General features: G+C 44.9%; 13 protein-coding genes and 2 tRNA genes. 7 read left to right on the plus strand and 8 right to left on the minus strand.

Features of this window, described 5'->3' with window-relative positions; all coding sequences use genetic code 11:
• Window positions 1-206 precede the first annotated feature (206 nt).
• Window positions 207-1,202: a type I glyceraldehyde-3-phosphate dehydrogenase gene (gene gap, locus L1D37_RS10455; RefSeq protein ID WP_017630988.1), complete on the minus strand. Its 996-nt coding sequence runs from the start codon at window positions 1,200-1,202 to the stop codon at window positions 207-209.
• 319 nt (window positions 1,203-1,521) lie between these two features.
• On the opposite strand from gap, the gene msrB reads away from it, so the two are divergent.
• A complete protein-coding gene (gene msrB / locus L1D37_RS10460; RefSeq protein WP_239847922.1) occupies window positions 1,522-1,959 on the plus strand; it encodes a peptide-methionine (R)-S-oxide reductase MsrB in 438 nt (145 codons plus the stop codon).
• A 151-nt stretch (window positions 1,960-2,110) separates the two neighbouring features.
• Here the strand turns inward: msrB and L1D37_RS10465 are convergent, their stop codons facing one another.
• Complete coding sequence (locus L1D37_RS10465; RefSeq protein WP_239847923.1) at window positions 2,111-2,917, minus strand: DUF2989 domain-containing protein; 807 nt, start codon at window positions 2,915-2,917, stop codon at window positions 2,111-2,113.
• Window positions 2,918-3,030: 113 nt separating this feature from the next.
• Between L1D37_RS10465 and L1D37_RS10470 the strand changes: the two genes are divergently transcribed.
• Window positions 3,031-3,312 carry a DUF1315 family protein gene (locus L1D37_RS10470; RefSeq protein ID WP_010437067.1) on the plus strand — a complete coding sequence of 94 codons (282 nt, stop codon included), beginning with the start codon at window positions 3,031-3,033 and terminating at the stop codon, window positions 3,310-3,312.
• A 143-nt stretch (window positions 3,313-3,455) separates the two neighbouring features.
• Here L1D37_RS10470 and ansA read toward each other — a convergent pair whose 3' ends face one another.
• Both ansA and sppA read right to left on the minus strand, forming a co-directional pair.
• Window positions 3,456-4,472: an asparaginase gene (gene ansA, locus L1D37_RS10475; RefSeq protein WP_239847870.1), complete on the minus strand. Its 1,017-nt coding sequence runs from the start codon at window positions 4,470-4,472 to the stop codon at window positions 3,456-3,458.
• A 118-nt stretch (window positions 4,473-4,590) separates the two neighbouring features.
• Complete coding sequence (sppA, locus tag L1D37_RS10480) at window positions 4,591-6,441, minus strand: signal peptide peptidase SppA (protein ID WP_239847871.1); 1,851 nt, start codon at window positions 6,439-6,441, stop codon at window positions 4,591-4,593.
• Window positions 6,442-6,985: 544 nt separating this feature from the next.
• Here sppA and L1D37_RS10485 point away from each other — a divergent pair.
• From L1D37_RS10485 to L1D37_RS10495, 3 genes are all read left to right on the plus strand, one after another.
• On the plus strand, window positions 6,986-8,995 hold the full coding sequence (locus tag L1D37_RS10485) for an NADPH-dependent 2,4-dienoyl-CoA reductase (RefSeq protein WP_185004406.1): 2,010 nt from the start codon (window positions 6,986-6,988) through the stop codon (window positions 8,993-8,995).
• 207 nt (window positions 8,996-9,202) lie between these two features.
• Window positions 9,203-9,751: an NAD(P)H nitroreductase gene (locus tag L1D37_RS10490; protein WP_017631353.1), complete on the plus strand. Its 549-nt coding sequence runs from the start codon at window positions 9,203-9,205 to the stop codon at window positions 9,749-9,751.
• A gap of 114 nt (window positions 9,752-9,865) precedes the next feature.
• Window positions 9,866-11,878: a DNA topoisomerase III gene (locus L1D37_RS10495; protein WP_239847872.1), complete on the plus strand. Its 2,013-nt coding sequence runs from the start codon at window positions 9,866-9,868 to the stop codon at window positions 11,876-11,878.
• A 17-nt stretch (window positions 11,879-11,895) separates the two neighbouring features.
• Here the strand turns inward: L1D37_RS10495 and L1D37_RS10500 are convergent, their stop codons facing one another.
• Both L1D37_RS10500 and L1D37_RS10505 read right to left on the minus strand, forming a co-directional pair.
• The gene (locus L1D37_RS10500; protein ID WP_239847873.1) at window positions 11,896-12,897 is read right to left on the minus strand and encodes a DUF3080 domain-containing protein; all 1,002 of its coding nucleotides are present in this window, start codon (window positions 12,895-12,897) and stop codon (window positions 11,896-11,898) included.
• Between the two features lie 7 nt (window positions 12,898-12,904).
• On the minus strand, window positions 12,905-13,591 hold the full coding sequence (locus L1D37_RS10505; RefSeq protein WP_239847874.1) for an SDR family oxidoreductase: 687 nt from the start codon (window positions 13,589-13,591) through the stop codon (window positions 12,905-12,907).
• Window positions 13,592-13,852: 261 nt separating this feature from the next.
• Here L1D37_RS10505 and L1D37_RS10510 point away from each other — a divergent pair, with 261 nt between their 5' ends.
• Window positions 13,853-14,773, plus strand: coding sequence for a histone deacetylase (locus tag L1D37_RS10510; RefSeq protein ID WP_239847875.1), 921 nt, complete (start codon window positions 13,853-13,855; stop codon window positions 14,771-14,773).
• A gap of 194 nt (window positions 14,774-14,967) precedes the next feature.
• Window positions 14,968-17,094, plus strand: coding sequence for a methyl-accepting chemotaxis protein (locus tag L1D37_RS10515; RefSeq protein ID WP_239847876.1), 2,127 nt, complete (start codon window positions 14,968-14,970; stop codon window positions 17,092-17,094).
• A gap of 77 nt (window positions 17,095-17,171) precedes the next feature.
• Here the strand turns inward: L1D37_RS10515 and L1D37_RS10520 are convergent.
• Together L1D37_RS10520 and L1D37_RS10525 are read right to left on the minus strand one after the other, a co-directional pair.
• Window positions 17,172-17,262 (minus strand) — tRNA-Ser (locus L1D37_RS10520).
• 396 nt (window positions 17,263-17,658) lie between these two features.
• Window positions 17,659-17,749, minus strand: a tRNA-Ser gene (locus tag L1D37_RS10525).
• Window positions 17,750-17,763: the final 14 nt, after the last annotated feature.

Here is a 17,763-nt window from a genome sequence, read left to right on the forward strand (position 1 = left end):
GACTAGAGCGGTGCTTGTGCTTTCATGAGTAACAAGCTGAGTCAGTATTAGAATTGAATTTTGCGTTTGGGCTATCTCGATGAACTTAGATAGACGCGGTTTAAAAGATAGCAGGTATTAAAAAGGCGACACTAAGGTCGCCTTTTTCAAAGTCTGCTCAAAACAGTCTTCGCTAATGCTTATCTAAAGCTATTTCTAAAAAGAAATTACTTAGAGATGTGAGCGATTAGGTCTAGAACTTTGTTTGAGTAACCGATTTCGTTGTCGTACCAAGATACAACTTTAACGAATTTGTCAGTTAGAGCAACACCAGCTTTAGCATCGAATACTGAAGTTTGAGTTTCGCCGATGAAGTCTTGAGAAACAACTTGGTCTTCTGTGTAACCTAGAACGCCAGCCATTTCGCCTTCAGAAGCTTCTTTCATTGCAGCACAAATTTCTTCGTAAGATGCAGCTTCTTTTAGGTTAACTGTTAGGTCAACTACAGATACGTTAGCAGTTGGTACACGGAAAGCCATACCAGTTAGAAGGCCGTTTAGTTCTGGAAGAACAACGCCTACAGCTTTAGCAGCACCAGTTGAAGATGGGATGATGTTTTGAGAAGCACCACGGCCACCGCGCCAGTCTTTAGCAGAAGGGCCATCTACAGTTTTTTGAGTTGCTGTAGTAGCGTGAACTGTAGTCATAAGACCAGACTCAATGCCCCACTTATCGTTAAGTACTTTAGCGATAGGTGCAAGACAGTTAGTAGTACAAGAAGCGTTAGAAACGATGTCTTGACCAGCGTAAGATGCTTGGTTAACGCCCATTACGAACATTGGAGTTGCATCTTTAGAAGGACCAGTAAGAACAACTTTCTTAGCACCAGCAGTGATGTGCTTACGTGCAGTCTCGTCAGTTAGGAAAAGACCAGTAGCTTCAGCAACAACGTCTACGTTGATTGCGTCCCACTTAAGTTCTTCTGGGTTACGCTCAGCTGTAACACGTACAGTTTTACCGTTAACGATTAGGTTACCGCCTTCAACTTCAACAGTACCGTTGAAACGGCCGTGAGTTGAGTCGTACTTAAGCATGTATGCCATGTATTCAACGTCGATAAGGTCGTTGATACCAACAACTTCGATGTCATTGCGCTCTTGCGCTGCACGGAATACGAAACGACCGATACGGCCAAAACCATTAATACCTACTTTGATAGTCATTGTAGTTGCTCCACAACTTAATTTCTGATTAAAGATAACTGGTAGTAAAATTACAGAATCCAGTATACATCTGCAATAGATAATCCGACTTAACTTGTTTAATGTCAAAAAAAAGCGACGCTTTTCTTAACAATTGGGTGTAAGTGGTTGAAAATTGACCATTGCGAGTGGCTCTGTACCCTTCCAGTTGGGTAAAATACCCCTAAATGATGATTCACTTATGAGTGTATATGTACAATGTTTTCTAGTGAGAAAGTATGTGCTACAAAACGACTCATATGCAAGCCTTTATAGAAAAAAGTAAATATAATAAATGAGAATGTGGAGAGATATTAACGTGATTCAAAAGGGAGGAAATATGATAAAGCCTGATGAATACTGGCGTGAACGCCTATCAGACGACGAGTTTGCAGTGTGTCGTCAACGTGGTACTGAAGCCCCATATAGCGGTAAGTTACTGCACAACCAAGATACTGGTGTCTATAGCTGTACATGTTGCGAAAGTCCTTTGTTTCTGTCGGACAACAAATACGACTCTGGGTGCGGTTGGCCTAGCTTTGATGCACCAGTTAATGACGAAGCAGTACGCTATATAGAGGATCTAAGTCACGGAATGAAGCGTGTAGAGATCCGTTGTACCGCTTGTGATAGCCATTTAGGTCACGTTTTTCCTGATGGACCGAAGACAACCGGTGAACGTTTCTGTGTTAATTCAGTGTCGTTAATTTTCAACAAAAATGACAAAAGTACGAAATAACTTGTAACTATTGTTTAATCCTTACAGGTCGCATTTGCCGATCGAATAATACTGAATTGCCCAAGACTTCAGAATTTCAGAGTTAACTCTAGTACAAATAAAAACAGCTACCATCATGGTAGCTGTTTTTTTATGTATATAGACGGTGCGATCAATAACTCGGGACGATCGCTGGGCTGTAGACCCCATCCTCAATGGCTTCGACAATTTTGTCGGCGTCTTTATTTAACTGTTTGTATTTTGAATCTTCAAAACGATAGAGAACGGCCAGTTCCGTTTCTGATGCAATCGGCACATCAAACTCTTTGGCAACCATCGCCCAGACATACGCTTTTTCCATATGACCCAAACTATGGTTGATGCTGGCCATCGACTTAAAGATCTCAGTATTGACGGCTGAGTTGCTCGACAAAGTTAAAGCATTATTAAGCAGTTTAAGTGTTTTAGTATGATCTCTGGTGGTATAGAAGGTGGCTAGGGCGTATTGCATATCTGCCGTGTTTAATGCCTCCGTTCCTTCTAACTGTAAGAAACTGCGCCTTGCGTTGGTATCGCCTGTTTGCGACCACAAAAAGTAGAGTGTTTCAGGCGTGTCTGATTGAGCGAGCTCTTCAACAATGCGTTCAGATTCTTCAATACTGTGCATCAAAGAGGTAAAGCGGCGTTCTTGCAGTTTAGATTGGTCAATCGTTTCAATCTGTGCAGCAAGCTCTAGGCACTTTTTATAAGCCGTGACTAACTCGAACTCTTTAATCTTGTTGATTTCGGTAGGTTGCTTTTGAACTTCAAAACGATGCCAGATTAAGTCGGTACGTGCGACACGACATTGCCCATCGTTCATGTTCAGTTGTTCGCACTGAAGCCCAGGATTACTTTGGCACAGTTGATCGGTATTTTTGTTCCCTTCAAGACACCCAACCAGAGTGAAAGGCAATAGGCTCATCGCCAACCATTTCATTATTTTCATATTCCTTCACTTGTGATCAAATACACTTATTTTCGGTCAGGTTCTTGACTCAATTCTGTTACGGGTTATTTTCTGGTGAAAATTGTTAAAACTAAGGCTCTACCATGGATGCAGAACAACTTCTTAGCGCAATGACACCCGAGGTCTACGAACGTTTAACTTACGCAGTTGAGACGGGTAAATGGCCAGAAGGTACGGCGCTCTCAAAAGAACAGCGCGACTCGTGTATGCAGGCGGTTATGTTATACCAATCTAAACATAACTCTGAAGCTCAGCACATGACAATTGCAGCTGGTGGTGAGATTAGCTTTAAATCTAAGTCTGAACTCAAGAAACAGTTTAAGTCAGACCAAGAAGATATTGTTAGGGTTAACCCGAATCATTAAGCTTAAATTACAACAAAGGGGTGGCAATGTGCCACCCCTTTTACTGTTAAGCCGTTTATTTATAAGCAGTAAAACGATTTAGTTCACGTTAAACAGTTTTATTCGCATTCAAGCGTTCTGTTTATTCGCATTTAAGCGAAGGCTTATAAGCTCATCTCACCACGCAACACTTGTTGCATCTGAGTCTTCACTTCTTCGTAGCTTAGGTTCTGGCTTAATAGGTAGTGTAACTTCGCCAGTGCCGCTTCTGGTGTCATATCATAGCCGCTAACAACGCCAGCTTCTGCAAGTGCACAGCCCGTTGCGTAACCACCCATGTTCACTTTACCCGCCAAACACTGGGTTAAGTTCACTACAATCACACCGCGCTCAGATGCGTCTTTTAGGTGTTGAAGTAATTCTGGATTTTGTGGCGCATTGCCAACACCAAAAGTAAGCAGAATCATTGCGTTAACAGGCTGTAGTAACGTGTTACGGATCACTTCATGTGAGATACCAGGATACATAGTGATTACGCCGATAGGTTGCGGAGTAATGTTATGAACCTTGAACGCACCTTTAGGTTGCTCATTTACCACAACGTTATTGCTAATTTGGATGTTGATACCCGCTTCTAGCAATGGATTTAGGTTTGGAGATGTAAACGCGTTGAAGCCATCTGCGTGAGATTTGGTGCTGCGGTTACCACGCATCAACTTGTTGTTGAAGAACAGTGTCACTTCATTGATTGGGTAGTTAGCCGCAATGTGCAGTGCATTCAGCAGGTTTGCTTGTCCGTCTGAACGTAGCTCTGCCAGAGGGATCTGAGAGCCGGTTACAATCACTGGTTTGCCAAGGTTTTCTAACATGAACGACAGCGCAGACGCGGTGTAGGCCATTGTGTCAGTACCATGCAGGATAACGAAACCATCGTACTTATCGTAGTTCGCGCGAATATCATCAGCGATAGTCTGCCAATCCAACGGCGTCATATCTGACGAATCCATTAATGGAGAGTATTCATGAATGGTGTATTCAGGCATCTCTGGGCGATGGAACTCAGGCATGCCAGCAAGCTGCTTATCCATGAAACCTGCGACTGGAACATAACCGTGGTCAATAGACTTTTGCATGCCAATTGTGCCGCCGGTGTACGCGATATAGATGTGTTTTCTTTCCATGGCGATTAATACTTAGTGTGATGTAGGGAACAGGTGGGCGATTATAGCGAATTATCATGCAATAAAAAGAGGCGCCTAACACACAGGCGCCTCTTGGTTTATGACTTATTGGTTTAACTTATTGAACTTGGCAGTTTAGGCAGAAAGCGTAACGGCCTTGTGGGTCGTTAAAGTTGCCTAATAGTTGGCTATCTTGAGCTAACTGCTGCGTAACAGGCTGTAAACTGCTTGGAATCATTGACTGAATATCTAGCCCAATCGACATCTGAACTTGGTTCATAAATTCTTGAATAAATTGTTCAGTTGCTGAAAGTGGCTTTTCTACCCAGTAAATGTTGTAGCTTTCAAGCTCTGCAAGTGAAGCTGCTGCTGCAATCGCATCGTCAAAGTCACCGATCTCATCGACTAAGCCTTTCTGCATCGCATCTTGACCAGTCCATACTCGGCCTTGAGCGATCTCGTCGACAGCGTTAACGTCCATGCCGCGATTTTCTCCAACCAAGCTGATGAAACGGCGGTAACCATTTTCAATACCCATTTGGAAAGCGTCTTTAGCGCCATCAGTTAAGCCAGTAGTGATACCGAGGCCAGAGAAAGGTGACGTGCCTACGCCATCGGTGTAAACGCCGATATCGTTCAAGCCTTTCTCAAAGGTCGTGATAACACTGAAGATACCTATCGAGCCTGTTAGTGTGGTCGGTTGAGCTAAGATCTTGTCTGCACCCATTGAGATCCAGTAACCACCAGAAGCCGCAAGGCTAGACATAGAAACCACTACAGGTTTACCCGCTTGTTTGATCGCTTCGATTTCATTGCGAATAACTTCAGAAGCAAAGGCACTACCACCAGGGCTGTCTACACGAAGTACAACTGCTTTAACTTTGTCGTCATTACGAGCTTGGCGAAGTAGCGCTGCAGTCGTATCACCACCAACAGTGCCGCGAGGTTGTTTGCCATCCATAATTGCACCGCTTGCCACAATCACAGCAACATCATGTGATTCAGTGTTCATGTCTGGAAGCATAGTGGTACGGTATTCGTAGTAACCAAATGCGTTGTAGCTGTCTTGACCATCACTGCCGAACACGTCTGCAAGCTCTAGTCGAACTTGTTGGCGGGTTGCTAGCTCATCTACTAAGCCTAGTTTTTCGGCCAGTTTCGCGATATCACCATCGACAGACTCAAGCTCTTTCAAGAAAGTGTCCATACTTGGGTTCAGCGTGTTCGCGTCGATTTGGCGGTTGTGGCTCACATCATCAACGTAAGCACCCCATAGTTGGCCTAACCAACGAGAAGCGGACTCTTTTGCTGCGTCAGACATGTCATCACGAATGAAAGGTTCGATTGCAGACTTATAAGTACCAACACGGAACACATGCGTGTTCACGTCTAGTTTCTCTAATAAGGTTTTGTAGTAAAGCGAGTAAGCGCTGTAGCCTTTAAGAAGCACACCACCGTCTGGCGATAAGTATACTTTGGTCGCGTAGCTGGCTAGGTAGTATTGGCTCTGGTTGTAAAAATCACCTACCGCATAAATCGGCTTACCCGCTGCTTTAAACTCATTCAGTGCTTTGGCAATATAACGAAGCTTGGTCAGGTTAGTTTCTGGTAGCTCTTTAAGCGCTAATACAATGCCCGTTACGTTCTCGTCATCTTTGGCATAGCGAATCGTTTCAACGATATCAAACAGAACGTTCTCTTTCGGAAGGTCTTTGCCAAGCAGTGAACCTGTCACGGAATCCATCGGGTTGATATAGCGGCTTTGTTCTACAATCGGACCAGAAAGGTTAAGCACCAAAGCAGATTGCTGTGGAACAGTCGGCTGAGCCGTATCTGAGTGAAAGTACACAAAGTAGATGATGGCAATACTGAGTAAGAAGATGATGTTAACAAGCGCAAGACGCACAAACGTAATGAGCTTCCAAATCCCTTTAAAGATCATGCCTATAAATTTGAATATTTTTTTCATTCTGTCTCCGCAGTGAGATCACGTCGCTTTAACAAGCCGTAGTACCATTAATCTCAATAATATGAACTGCTTAGTATCCTACGATAATTCCCAAGCTCAAACTACACCAAGAATTGTTAATCGATATATATTCTCATTAAGTGTAGACAGATTAGGGGCTTTTGACCTTTCGTGGTTAAGTTTTGTTCGAGATAAAATCGTTTTAGGCGCGGCGAAGAGTATGTAGCCTAGCCATTCTAAGCAAATACTCTTCAACAAAGCATAAAACGATTTTAGCCGAACCCTTCGGGCAGCCCTTGTGGTTCATTTCTACTGCGTTATCGGCTTTTCATGTAGGCCAGCTACACGTCAAAGCCTCTTCCTTGTATAAATTTCCCACAAGATGCTGCAAAACCCAGCTCGAAAGGTCAACAGCCCCTAGGGCTTCTGAACGATTAATACGCTCTGCATTATGATCGGTGTTACAAAAATGTAAACAGCTGTTTGAACTTTTGGTAATTGAACTATACTGTGGTCAGACCACAAGGATAAAATAATAGAAGTGATGTCTGCCATGTACCCACATTTACTTGAACCACTCGATCTTGGATTTACTCAGTTACGTAATCGTGTATTGATGGGATCAATGCACACAGGTTTAGAAGAAAATAAAGAAGGTCTACACAAACTCGCCGCGTTTTATGAAGAGCGAGCAAAAGGAGGCGTTGGTCTTATTGTTACCGGTGGTTTCTCTCCTAATTTACGTGGCAGATTAACCCCATTCAGTGCTGAATTCAGTAAAGTAAAGCACGCTAAAGCGCACCAAGTTGTTACTGAAGCCGTCCACAAGCACGGCGGTAAAATTGCGCTTCAACTATTGCATGCAGGTCGTTATGCGATGCACCCATTCGCGCAAAGTGCTTCCGGCATTAAAGCGCCTATCGCTAAGTTCGCTCCGAGTGAGATGAGCCCTCGTCAAATCAAAAAGACCATTGGTGCCTTTGCCAACAGTGCTGAACTCGCTCAAGTCGCGGGTTACGACGGCATTGAAATCATGGGATCTGAAGGTTACTTGATTAACCAATTCATCTGTAAGCGAACCAATATGCGTTACGACGAATGGGGCGGTTCTTATGAGAAACGTATGCGTTTCCCGCTGGAGATTGTTAAATCGATTCGCGAAGCAGTGGGCGACGACTTCATTATTATTTTCCGTCTGTCGATGCTGGATTTGGTAGAGCAAGGCAGCACCTTTGAAGATGTTGTTCTATTGGCTCAAAAGCTTGAAGAAGCCGGCGTGACCATTATCAATACGGGTATCGGTTGGCATGAAGCACGTATTCCGACCATCGCGACACAAGTACCGCGTGGTGCGTTCTCATGGGTAACTGAAAAAGTTAAACCGCACGTTTCTATTCCTGTGATCACTTGTAACCGTATCAATACACCAGAAGAAGCAGAACGTATTCTTAGCTCTGGGCAGGCTGATATGGTGTCTATGGCTCGTCCTTTCTTGGCTGACCCTGACTTCGTCAACAAAGCAGCTCAAGACCAAGCTCAGTTCATCAATACCTGTATCGGTTGTAACCAAGCTTGTTTAGATAACGTGTTTAAAGGTAAACGCGCGAGCTGTTTGGTTAACCCACGCGCGTGTTACGAAACCGAAATTGTTGTTCAACCAGCGCAAGCGACTAAGACCATTGCGGTAGTCGGCGCAGGCCCTGCAGGTTTAGCTTGTGCGACAACGTTAGCGCAGCGTGGACATAAGGTTGACTTGATTGAGAAGAATGACCGTATCGGCGGACAGTTCAGACTGGCAATGCAGATCCCGGGCAAAGAAGAGTTCAGAGAAACGATTCGTTATTTTGCCAACCAAATCGACGCATCGGGTGTGAATTTGAAGCTGGATACCGAAGCGACGTTTGAAATGTTGTTGAAGTACGATGAAGTCGTCATGGCGGCCGGTGTAGAGCCAAGAAAGCTCGATATTGAGGGCATTGACCAAGAAAACGTGGTCGATTACCAAACCTTGATTCGCGAAAAGACACCAGTAGGCGAAAAGGTTGCGATTGTTGGTGCTGGTGGTATCGGTGTCGATGTGGCAACCATGCTGACTGAGCCGACGTCACACAGCCTAGACGATTGGCTGCATGAGTGGGGCATTGATAAAAATATGGAACACCCAGGCGGACTTTACCCTTACCCTGATTCATTCAGCGATAAAACGGTGTGGGTGATGCAGCGTAAAGCGGGTCGTGTTGGTAAAGGTCCGGGTAAAACAACGGGCTGGATTCACAAACGCACACTAGAAAAACGTGGTGTGAATCTACTGGGTGGCGTGAGCTACAACAAGATTGATGACCAAGGTCTGCATATCAGCGTTGGCAAGCAAGATCAGGTACTTGATGCCGATTCCGTCATCGTGTGTGCAGGTCAGGTATCGGTTCGACCATTCGAAGATATGTGGCAAGAGTTTGGTGGCAAACTGCACGTGATAGGCGGTGCCGATTATGCCGGTGAGCTGGATGCAGTACGTGCTATCCGTCAAGGTGTTGAGCTAGCGATTAAGTTATAGAATCAACTATCAAGCTATAATGTTATCGGAAGATATTGTTATTTAGTTTGCTGAGTTAGATTTTGAACAAGGCTCCTAAGTCATAGATTTAGGAGCCTTTATTGTCTCTAATCTAACCTAAATGGGCGGTGGTTGAGATTTATTATCGTTTGTATTCTGTGCTAAAGTTCAAGTATACAAATAATAAAGAAATAGTAAGGACTTCAAATGGATGCTTTGGATCTATTGCTCAACAGACGCTCTATCGCAAAACTCTCTGATCCGGCACCTGAAGGTGTAGCGTTGGAAAACATCATCAAAGCGGGCTTACGTGCTCCTGACCACGGTGCGTTAACACCTTGGCGCTTTGTTATCGCGCAAGGTTCAGGGCTACAGAAGCTATCTGATATCTTGGTTCGTGCCGCTGAAGCGGATGAAAGCGAAGAAGCGGTCATTGAGAAAGTGAAAAAGGCACCGTTTCGAGCACCTATGGTGATCACCGTGATTGCTAAAGTGACTGAGCACGAGAAAGTACCAGCGATTGAACAACACCTTTCTGCAGGTTGCGCGGCGCAAGCAATGCAAATGGCAGCTGTCGCTCAAGGCTTCCAAGGTTTTTGGCGTTCAGGTAAGTGGATGTTCCATCCAGAAGTGCACCAAGCATTTGGCCTAGAAGGTGACGATGAGATCGTTGGTTTCCTATACCTAGGTACTCCGGGCTGTACACCGATGAAAGTACCAGAGCGCGACTTCGCTAAGTTCGTTGAGTTCTTATAAAGAACACTGAAGCTGAATAGTGGAATGCTAACTGTATAAACAACCAGTTTTTCTTGATTTATTAGGGCCACATTAGATAATGTGGCTCTAATTGTTTGTAGCATCTGGAAAAACATGTCTCGCCTTATTATTGCTGAAAAACCAAGCCTCGGCCGCGCGATCGCCGCTGCACTGCCTAATCCACAAAAGAAAGACCAAGGGTTTATCAAATGTGGCAATGGGGATGTGGTGACTTGGTGTATTGGACACTTATTGGAGCAGGTTGAGCCAGACGCTTATGACGACCGTTATAAGAAGTGGAACTTGGCCGATCTTCCTATTGTGCCAGAGCAATGGCAGCTAAGACCACGCAAGACATCGAGCAAACAGCTCACGGTGATTCGAAAGCTATTGAAGGACGCCACTCAAATTGTTCACGCCGGAGACCCGGATAGAGAAGGGCAGTTGCTGGTTGATGAAGTGATCGATTACTGCAAAGTCTCTAAGGCTAAGAAAGAGTCGATGGACAGGCTATTGATCAGTGACTTAAATCTACCTGCCGTAAAACGTGCACTTTCTCAAATGCGCAGCAACCGTGACTTTATCCCACTTTCTATTTCAGCATTAGCGCGCTCTAGAGCCGATTGGTTGTATGGCATGAACATGACTCGCGCTTATACCTTGCTTGGTCAAAAGGCGGGTTACCAAGGTGTATTGTCGGTAGGGCGAGTGCAGACTCCAGTACTTGGCTTGGTGGTGAGGCGTGATGAAGAGATCGAAAACTTCATTCCTAAAGATTATTTCACTCTGCATGCTTTGATTCCTTATCAAAATAACGGTCAGAGCTTTGATATTCGTGCTCGTTGGAAACCAAGCGAAGCATGTAAGCCGTGGCAAGATGAAGAGGGCCGTGTGCTCAATCGAAAGTTGGTTGAAAACGTCGCTCAGCGAATCGCGAACCAACCTGCAACCGTCACAGAGTCAGAGCAGAAGCAAAGCAAACAAGCCGCGCCGCTTCCTTATTCGTTGTCTGCGTTGCAGATTGATGCATCTAAACGTTTTGGCATGAGTGCTCAACAGGTATTAGACACCTGTCAGTCTTTATATGAGAAGCACAAACTCATTACATACCCACGTTCTGATAGCCGTTATCTTCCTAAAGAACACTACTCGCAGCGAGAGTCGATCGTAGACGCCATCGCTAACAATGCGAAAGAGCTGCAAAGTGGTGCTCAAGGCGCGGATCTTTCACTGAAATCAAAAGCATGGAACGATAGCAAGGTTGATGCTCACCACGCGATTATTCCTACTCCGAAGAAATCATCGGTAAATGGTTTGTCTGCCAATGAGATGAAAATCTATCAACAAATCGCCCGCCAGTATCTGATGCAGTTCTACCCACCGGCTGTTTTTGCGGATGCTAAGTTGGTTTTTGATATCGCTGGTGGCGTGTTCATTGCGAAAGGGCGTCAGCTTATTAACCCCGGCTGGAAAGTGTTGATGGGTAAAACAGACACCGAAGAGAAAGGTGATGGAACGGATACGGTTCCACCGCTGGATAAAGGGACTGTGCTGACCTGTCGTGAAGGTATCATTGGTGATAAGAAAACCGAACCGCCAAAACACTTTACAGAAGCGACATTGCTGCAAGCGATGACGGGTATCGCGCGCTTTGTCGCGAACAAAGACTTGAAAGCCATTTTGAAAGAGACCGACGGCCTTGGAACAGAAGCAACTCGTGCGGGCATTCTCGATACGCTATTTAAAAGGCAGTTGCTAACGCGTCAAGGTAAAAGTATACATAGTAGCCCTGCTGGTAGAGGCTTGATTCATGCCTTACCTGAGGATTCGACCTTTCCTGACATGACAGCGCACTGGGAGCACCAGTTGCAAGGTATGGCAGAACGAAATCAAGCATACCAACCTTTTATGCAAGCGCTGGAAAGCAAGATAGATGGTTTGATGGGTAAGGTAAAAACTGGAGAGGTTCCTGAATCACTCCGCCACCTTCCTAAAGTCGAGAGACCAGCGTTTAAACGTCGCAAAGGCGGTGGTGCGAAGAAGTCTTATACCAAGAACGGGTCGTATGCTAAGAATGGTTCGTATGCAAAGAAAGGTATTTCCGCTAAAAAGGGCACTAAGAGCTAGTCTTATCGGTAGAGGGGTTAACGCCCCACCTTGCGTCCGCAGCGCTTGAACAACTGCTGCCAGTAATCCACATGGCGGCGCGTTGATGCGCGAAAGGCTTCATGTGTGTCTTTGATTGGAAAGTAGTAGCTGTGAAGTTCTGGCTGAGCATCAAATATAGCAAGCTGCGATGCTAACTGCTGGTAGTAGCCATCCAGTTGCGCCATGTAAGGCTGAACCTTACCAATATACTGTTGTTCGAACACATTGTTGAGGTAACGAAACTTAGTGGTGTCTCGTTGTTTCCCGCAGATGATGTTGGCATCAAAAGTTGTGAGTTGTTTGGTGATGGTATCAAGCTCAACCGAGGCTCGAGCGAGCGAGTAGTACAAATCTCCAAGCGTAGAACTCTTCTCCAGTACTTCTTGAACCTCAATGGTTTTGCCCGAAACGAGCGATGTGTTTAACGCTTGATTGATATGTTCTAGGGCGTCACTTGTCTGTCTCACTTGATCGCCAATATCAGCACGTAACCACTGACTCCCCCGCATTTGCGACTGCATAGCATCACTGGCATAGATGAGATTCCATCGATGTAGCGGAAACTGTGCGAGTTTCTGTTGTTCAATTTCTTTTAGTAGTTCTACGATCTCTGGGTCTAACTCGTTATTAGCTAAACATTGACCCACACCTTCCAGTAGAGCGACTTGATAGTCATAATTTCGGAACTCGTCCGCGACTTTTCCGAGTACTGAGTTCCTTTCGGCAATCAGGTTGAACAATCCACATTGACGAAGCTGGTAGCTGTCGATAAGTCCGATAGAGAGCGAAGGGACATCCAGTAACAGCTCTCGCTTTCTCGGTAGGCTTTCAAATTCCCAGTTATCTTTTATCTCGTCAGCATCTTGTACTCTGGCTACTTTAGTTTGATAGTCGTCGAATAAGTCACCGGGGCCTTCCCCAAAACACCCACCGAGCACCACTGTTAACAAAACCAGTGGTGAGCGTCGCAGTAAATTTGAAAGAAGGCGATGATTCATGGAGAGTCTACCAGTCTATTTCAGTGCCATCGAAATTGAAGAAGTGACCGCTTACTTCGGTATTGGCAGACTCGATGACTTTGATAAGGCCAGATGCCGAAGTGTCGGTGTCGATCAGAGCGTTTGGCCCACCCATTTCGGTCTGTACCCAACCTGGGTGCAGCGCTAACACAGTAAAGCCATCATTGGTTAGGTCGTTACTTAAACTCTTCACAACGGAGTTAAGAGCCGCTTTAGAGGAACGATAGATGTAGCCACCGCCAGAGGTATTCTCTGTCATGCTGCCCACTCGAGAAGACAAGCAAGCGACCTTTTTCACGTCACTGCTTTCTAGAACAGGTAATAGCGTTTCGACAAGCTTCAATGGCGCAATCGTATTGACTTCAAAAACACGGCGCCACTCTTCAACATCGGTATTACCCAATCCATAACCTTTTGGCCCATAGTAGCCAGCATTGTTAATCAAGATATCAATCGAAGGAATTTGAGAAGGAAGTTGGCTCACCGCTTGGTAATCGGTTATTTCTAACTGAATACAGGTTAGGTTGCTGTTGTGGTCTGCGAGTGAGAGCAGTTCTGTTGCTGAATTGGTATCACGATAAGTCGCGTATACCTTGTGGTTACCTTTCAAGTATTGTTGAGTCAAACTTAAGCCAATGCCGCGGTTCGCTCCAGTAATAAAAATAACGCTCATGGTGATTCCTTTTCAGTTCAATTAGTTAAGTTTGATGGCTTAACACGAGAAAATCAACGGTCCACCAACTGGCCATTAGCATTCCTACAAAAATCATTACTGCAGCCATCGAGCCGCAGATCACCCCAAGGATGAGTATTACGTTTTTCATTGTTGCCTCTGAAATGGATTAAATGTAATGAGAATTATTATCGTTAATTAAGGTTGTCGCCAAGTCTGAGGCTGTTATGATTTTGAGAAAGATACGCAATTAACTTGATTATGATTCCTTTAATTTACCACCCAATCTATTCGCAACTGCCTTTACCTGAAGGTCACCGTTATCCGATTAACAAATATCAGTTGTTACACAGTGCTGTTGAGGCGCTAATGGATAGCGAACCCCTGTGGAAGAGCAAGTTTGAAGTGTTTCAACCAAAGCCCGTTTCGGTTGAGCAAGTAAAACAGGTACACGATAGCGAGTATGTGGATTTGCTTGTTTCTGGAAACCTGCCCGCGGCAAAAATGAGGCGTATTGGCTTTCCGTGGAGTGAGCAACTGATTGAAAGAACGCTCTATTCCAGCGGGGGAACTTGCTTGGCCGCAGAAATGGCGATAGAGAGTGGTTTAACGATTCATTTGAGTGGTGGCTACCATCACGCGCATAATGACTTTGGTAGTGGCTTTTGTCTGTTGAATGATCTTGTGCTGGCAGCAAAGCACGCGTTGACCTTTGAGCACATAGATAAAGTGTTGATTGTCGATAGTGATGTTCATCATGGCGATGGTACAGCGACTCTTTGCCAAGATAGCGATGAGATTATCACTCTGTCTTTCCATTGTGATAAAAACTTCCCTGCACGTAAACCTCTGTCGGATTTAGATGTGCCATTAAGCCGTGAAACCGAAGATGAAGAATTTCTGCGTTGTTTTGAGCAAGTCACCAAGTTGTCGATTGCTCACCATCAACCTGATCTCATTATTTATGATGCGGGCATCGACATCCATGAAGACGATGAACTGGGCTATTTGAATGTGTCTACTCAAGGCATATTTGAACGCGACTGTTTCATGATTGAATTAGCGAAATCAGAATCTATTCCGATGGCATGTGTTGTTGGTGGTGGCTATCGAACACAGCATCAAGATCTGGTTCCTATTCACATGCAATTATTGAAAGCGGCTCATCATGTTTACGATTAACTTCTCAAATTAACCACTGTAACCTCATTAAAAAGGTGATAAAGAAGAAGTATCTGTTGCACCAAAAAAGACACGACTTGCACCACGTTGATGCGCAAAAATTACTTTTTTATTAATTAGTTACGTATTTGTGTGATTAATTCTGGTCTGTAAATTGCTTTACCCTTGTGAATATAAAAACACAAGGGATGTAAATGAACCTGACGGACAAGGAACGCAGTTGGCTTAAGTGGTTTGGCGCAACAGGGAAACTAGCAATGCGTAGAGCCTGTTTTCTAAATCGAAGTAGGACAGAAGAGCTCGAGCAAACATTTGAAAGTATCGCCCATACTCGAGTTCAACTTCTTCATAATTGGGTGAAGAACCAATGGGACTTTTTAGAAGACTCTGCCGTTTATTTGGCAAGCCGAACGGAAGAGCAGGCGGAAAGTACATTATCAAGTCTTCTTAAACGTGGCACGGATTTCTCTGAGCTGGCGATCGTCGATTCTAAAGGTGTCGCGCAAGCATCGAGTTATCACGACCATATCGGAGCAACTCTTGCAGATAAGAAGGCTTTAGTCGAAGGAGCATCGAAGCGTTATCTACACGGGCCGTATATGGATCAACGCACGTTGAACGTAGGAGCTTCGAGTTCATCGTTTCATGATCAAGTCACGCTGATGTTTTATGTGCCCTTTTCTCGGGACGAAGGGACTCAGCAGTTCTTATGTGGTCGTGTTCCCAATGATGTTATTGGTGACATTATTCAGAGAGAAGCGGGGCATATTTATAGTGAGTCGGGTGATAACTATATCTTTATGGTCGACTCTATTCATGACCCTCAAATTCAACCAGGTGTTGCGCTCTCTCGCTCCCGCTTTGAAGATAATACCTTTTCACATGGCGAGAACTTAAAACAAGGGATTCATACTGATTGGGGAACGGTTAAGATCCAACAGCACACTGAATTTGAGATTCGATTTACGGATCCTGCCACGAATCAACTTCATCCCGGCGTCAGAGAAACCATCAAAAATGGCAGCAACCTGTTTATTGGTTACCCGGGGTATTCCGACTATCGCCACATTCCGGTCATCGGTAAAGGTATCACTTTTCAACTGGACGGTTCACCAGACACTTTCGGCATGATGTGTGAGTCTGACTTAGAAGAGGTCTATAGAGATCGAAGCCTAAGTTACACCTTATCTAAACATTTTATCGGCTGCATGTTACTGCCTCTATCTGTTCCATTACTGCTTGCTCACTTTTATACGTTAACCCCTCTTTTGCACGGCGGTGTCATGTTCGCTTGCGCGTTTCTCGCTCTCGGTTTATTTCGCCTAGTGAGTGCTAAACCGTTAGCAAATAAGGTTCATGAAATGACTGGGGTGATGCAAACCTTAGCCGAAGGTGATGGCAATTTAAGTAGGAGGCTTGACCCAACCACATTCAGCCATAATGAACTTGGTAATTTGGGGCGGTGGACTAACAGTTTCATCGATAACTTAGATAGCACGGTAAGTGATTTGATTCATGCTAGCCACGAAGTTAGGGAAGTATCGGAATCGATGTTTCGTCGCAGTGTCGTGATGAAGCAAACCAGTGATGATGCATCACTGGCGCTCAGTAATATGTTGGATCTAAGCCAGTATCAACAGAGTGAAATTACTCATGCGACCGTTTCGGCAACGCAAATGGATACAGTAATGAAGCAAGCCGTTCTTAATGCGGAGAAGGAATACAATCAATCGGTTGAAGGAATGGAGATTGTGCGGAATATTGTAGAAAGCTCAGCCCACAGCGTAAATGAGGTGAATAATGAAATGACCAAAGTGTCTGACATTATAGACATCATTACCGACATTACAGCGCAGACGAACCTTCTGGCATTGAACGCTGCCATAGAATCTGCAAGAGCAGGTGAACACGGAAGAGGGTTTTCTGTGGTTGCCTCAGAAGTAAGAACTTTAGCTGATCGTACTTCACAAGCCGCCAACCATATTAGTGACCTAATGAAAGAGCTGCATACTAAGTCTCGCAGCGCAGTCGAGTCTATGGAGCGAGGCGTCGAGAATGTGAGTAAAGGTAATTTAACCGTCGACTCGAACGCACGCAGTGAGCAAATTCAAGCAGCAGTAGCCGATCTTTTTACGACCATGTCAAACCTAGATGAGAACAGTCAGAAAAATGGACAAACGGCAGACAAAGCCCAACGTTCTATCTCTGACCTACAACTGTCGACGAAACAACTCGCACGCCGAGTTTCGTTAATGGGTAATGCATTGAGCCGCTTAGACCAACTGATAGGACGCTTTGAAGTGAGCCGAAAGGTGGCGTAATGAAAAGGCTGTGTCAGCCTGATACGTAAACTTCAGATACAAAAAAGCCGCTGATTTCTCAGCGGCTTTCTTTAATGTGGTGGAGGGATAGGGATTTGAACCCTAGAACCGCTATTAACGGTTGCCGGTTTTCAAGACCGGTGCTTTCGACCACTCAGCCATCCCTCCGATGGGGCGTATAATATAAGGGTGGCTTTCGCTTGTAAATACCCTTATCAACTGACTGCTTTTTTTATGAACGCTTTTCGATAATTTTGTGCTGAATGGCTATTTGTTGTGCTTTTTATCGAACGTGGAGGCGAAGTTCTGCGGTTAAAAATCATCTTTGTAATGTTGGCGATGAGCTTTGTTTGTGTGATAAACCAATCGCAGGCTATAGATGGTCTGGTTTAGATATCGATTTGTTGGCTGAGCGCGACTTGAGGGCAACAATAAAGTACGACAGATAAGGCTGGTGGGTTTGTGGCTTGTTATGACAAGGATGAAAGTCGATAGCTTAACTCCAAACAGTAACAAGCTTCAGATGCAAAAAAGCCGCTGATTTCTCAGCGGCTTTCTTTAATGTGGTGGAGGGATAGGGATTTGAACCCTAGAACCGCTATTAACGGTTGCCGGTTTTCAAGACCGGTGCTTTCGACCACTCAGCCATCCCTCCAGTGGCGTGAATAA

The organism is Vibrio sp. Isolate33 (genome assembly GCF_022397895.1).
GTDB lineage: Bacteria > Pseudomonadota > Gammaproteobacteria > Enterobacterales > Vibrionaceae > Vibrio > Vibrio pomeroyi.

Excerpts from the sequence above, each read along its gene's own strand:
- gap (WP_017630988.1), bottom strand. The coding sequence starts at position 1,202 with ATGACTATCAAAGTAGGTATTAATGGTTTTGGCCGTATCGGTCGTTTC.
- msrB (WP_239847922.1), top strand. The coding sequence starts at position 1,522 with ATGTGGAGAGATATTAACGTGATTCAAAAGGGAGGAAATATGATAAAG.
- L1D37_RS10465 (WP_239847923.1), bottom strand. The coding sequence starts at position 2,917 with ATGAAATGGTTGGCGATGAGCCTATTGCCTTTCACTCTGGTTGGGTGT.
- L1D37_RS10470 (WP_010437067.1), top strand. The coding sequence starts at position 3,031 with ATGGATGCAGAACAACTTCTTAGCGCAATGACACCCGAGGTCTACGAA.
- ansA (WP_239847870.1), bottom strand. The coding sequence starts at position 4,472 with ATGGAAAGAAAACACATCTATATCGCGTACACCGGCGGCACAATTGGC.
- sppA (WP_239847871.1), bottom strand. The coding sequence starts at position 6,441 with ATGAAAAAAATATTCAAATTTATAGGCATGATCTTTAAAGGGATTTGG.
- L1D37_RS10485 (WP_185004406.1), top strand. The coding sequence starts at position 6,986 with ATGTCTGCCATGTACCCACATTTACTTGAACCACTCGATCTTGGATTT.
- L1D37_RS10490 (WP_017631353.1), top strand. The coding sequence starts at position 9,203 with ATGGATGCTTTGGATCTATTGCTCAACAGACGCTCTATCGCAAAACTC.
- L1D37_RS10495 (WP_239847872.1), top strand. The coding sequence starts at position 9,866 with ATGTCTCGCCTTATTATTGCTGAAAAACCAAGCCTCGGCCGCGCGATC.
- L1D37_RS10500 (WP_239847873.1), bottom strand. The coding sequence starts at position 12,897 with ATGAATCATCGCCTTCTTTCAAATTTACTGCGACGCTCACCACTGGTT.
- L1D37_RS10505 (WP_239847874.1), bottom strand. The coding sequence starts at position 13,591 with ATGAGCGTTATTTTTATTACTGGAGCGAACCGCGGCATTGGCTTAAGT.
- L1D37_RS10510 (WP_239847875.1), top strand. The coding sequence starts at position 13,853 with ATGATTCCTTTAATTTACCACCCAATCTATTCGCAACTGCCTTTACCT.
- L1D37_RS10515 (WP_239847876.1), top strand. The coding sequence starts at position 14,968 with ATGAACCTGACGGACAAGGAACGCAGTTGGCTTAAGTGGTTTGGCGCA.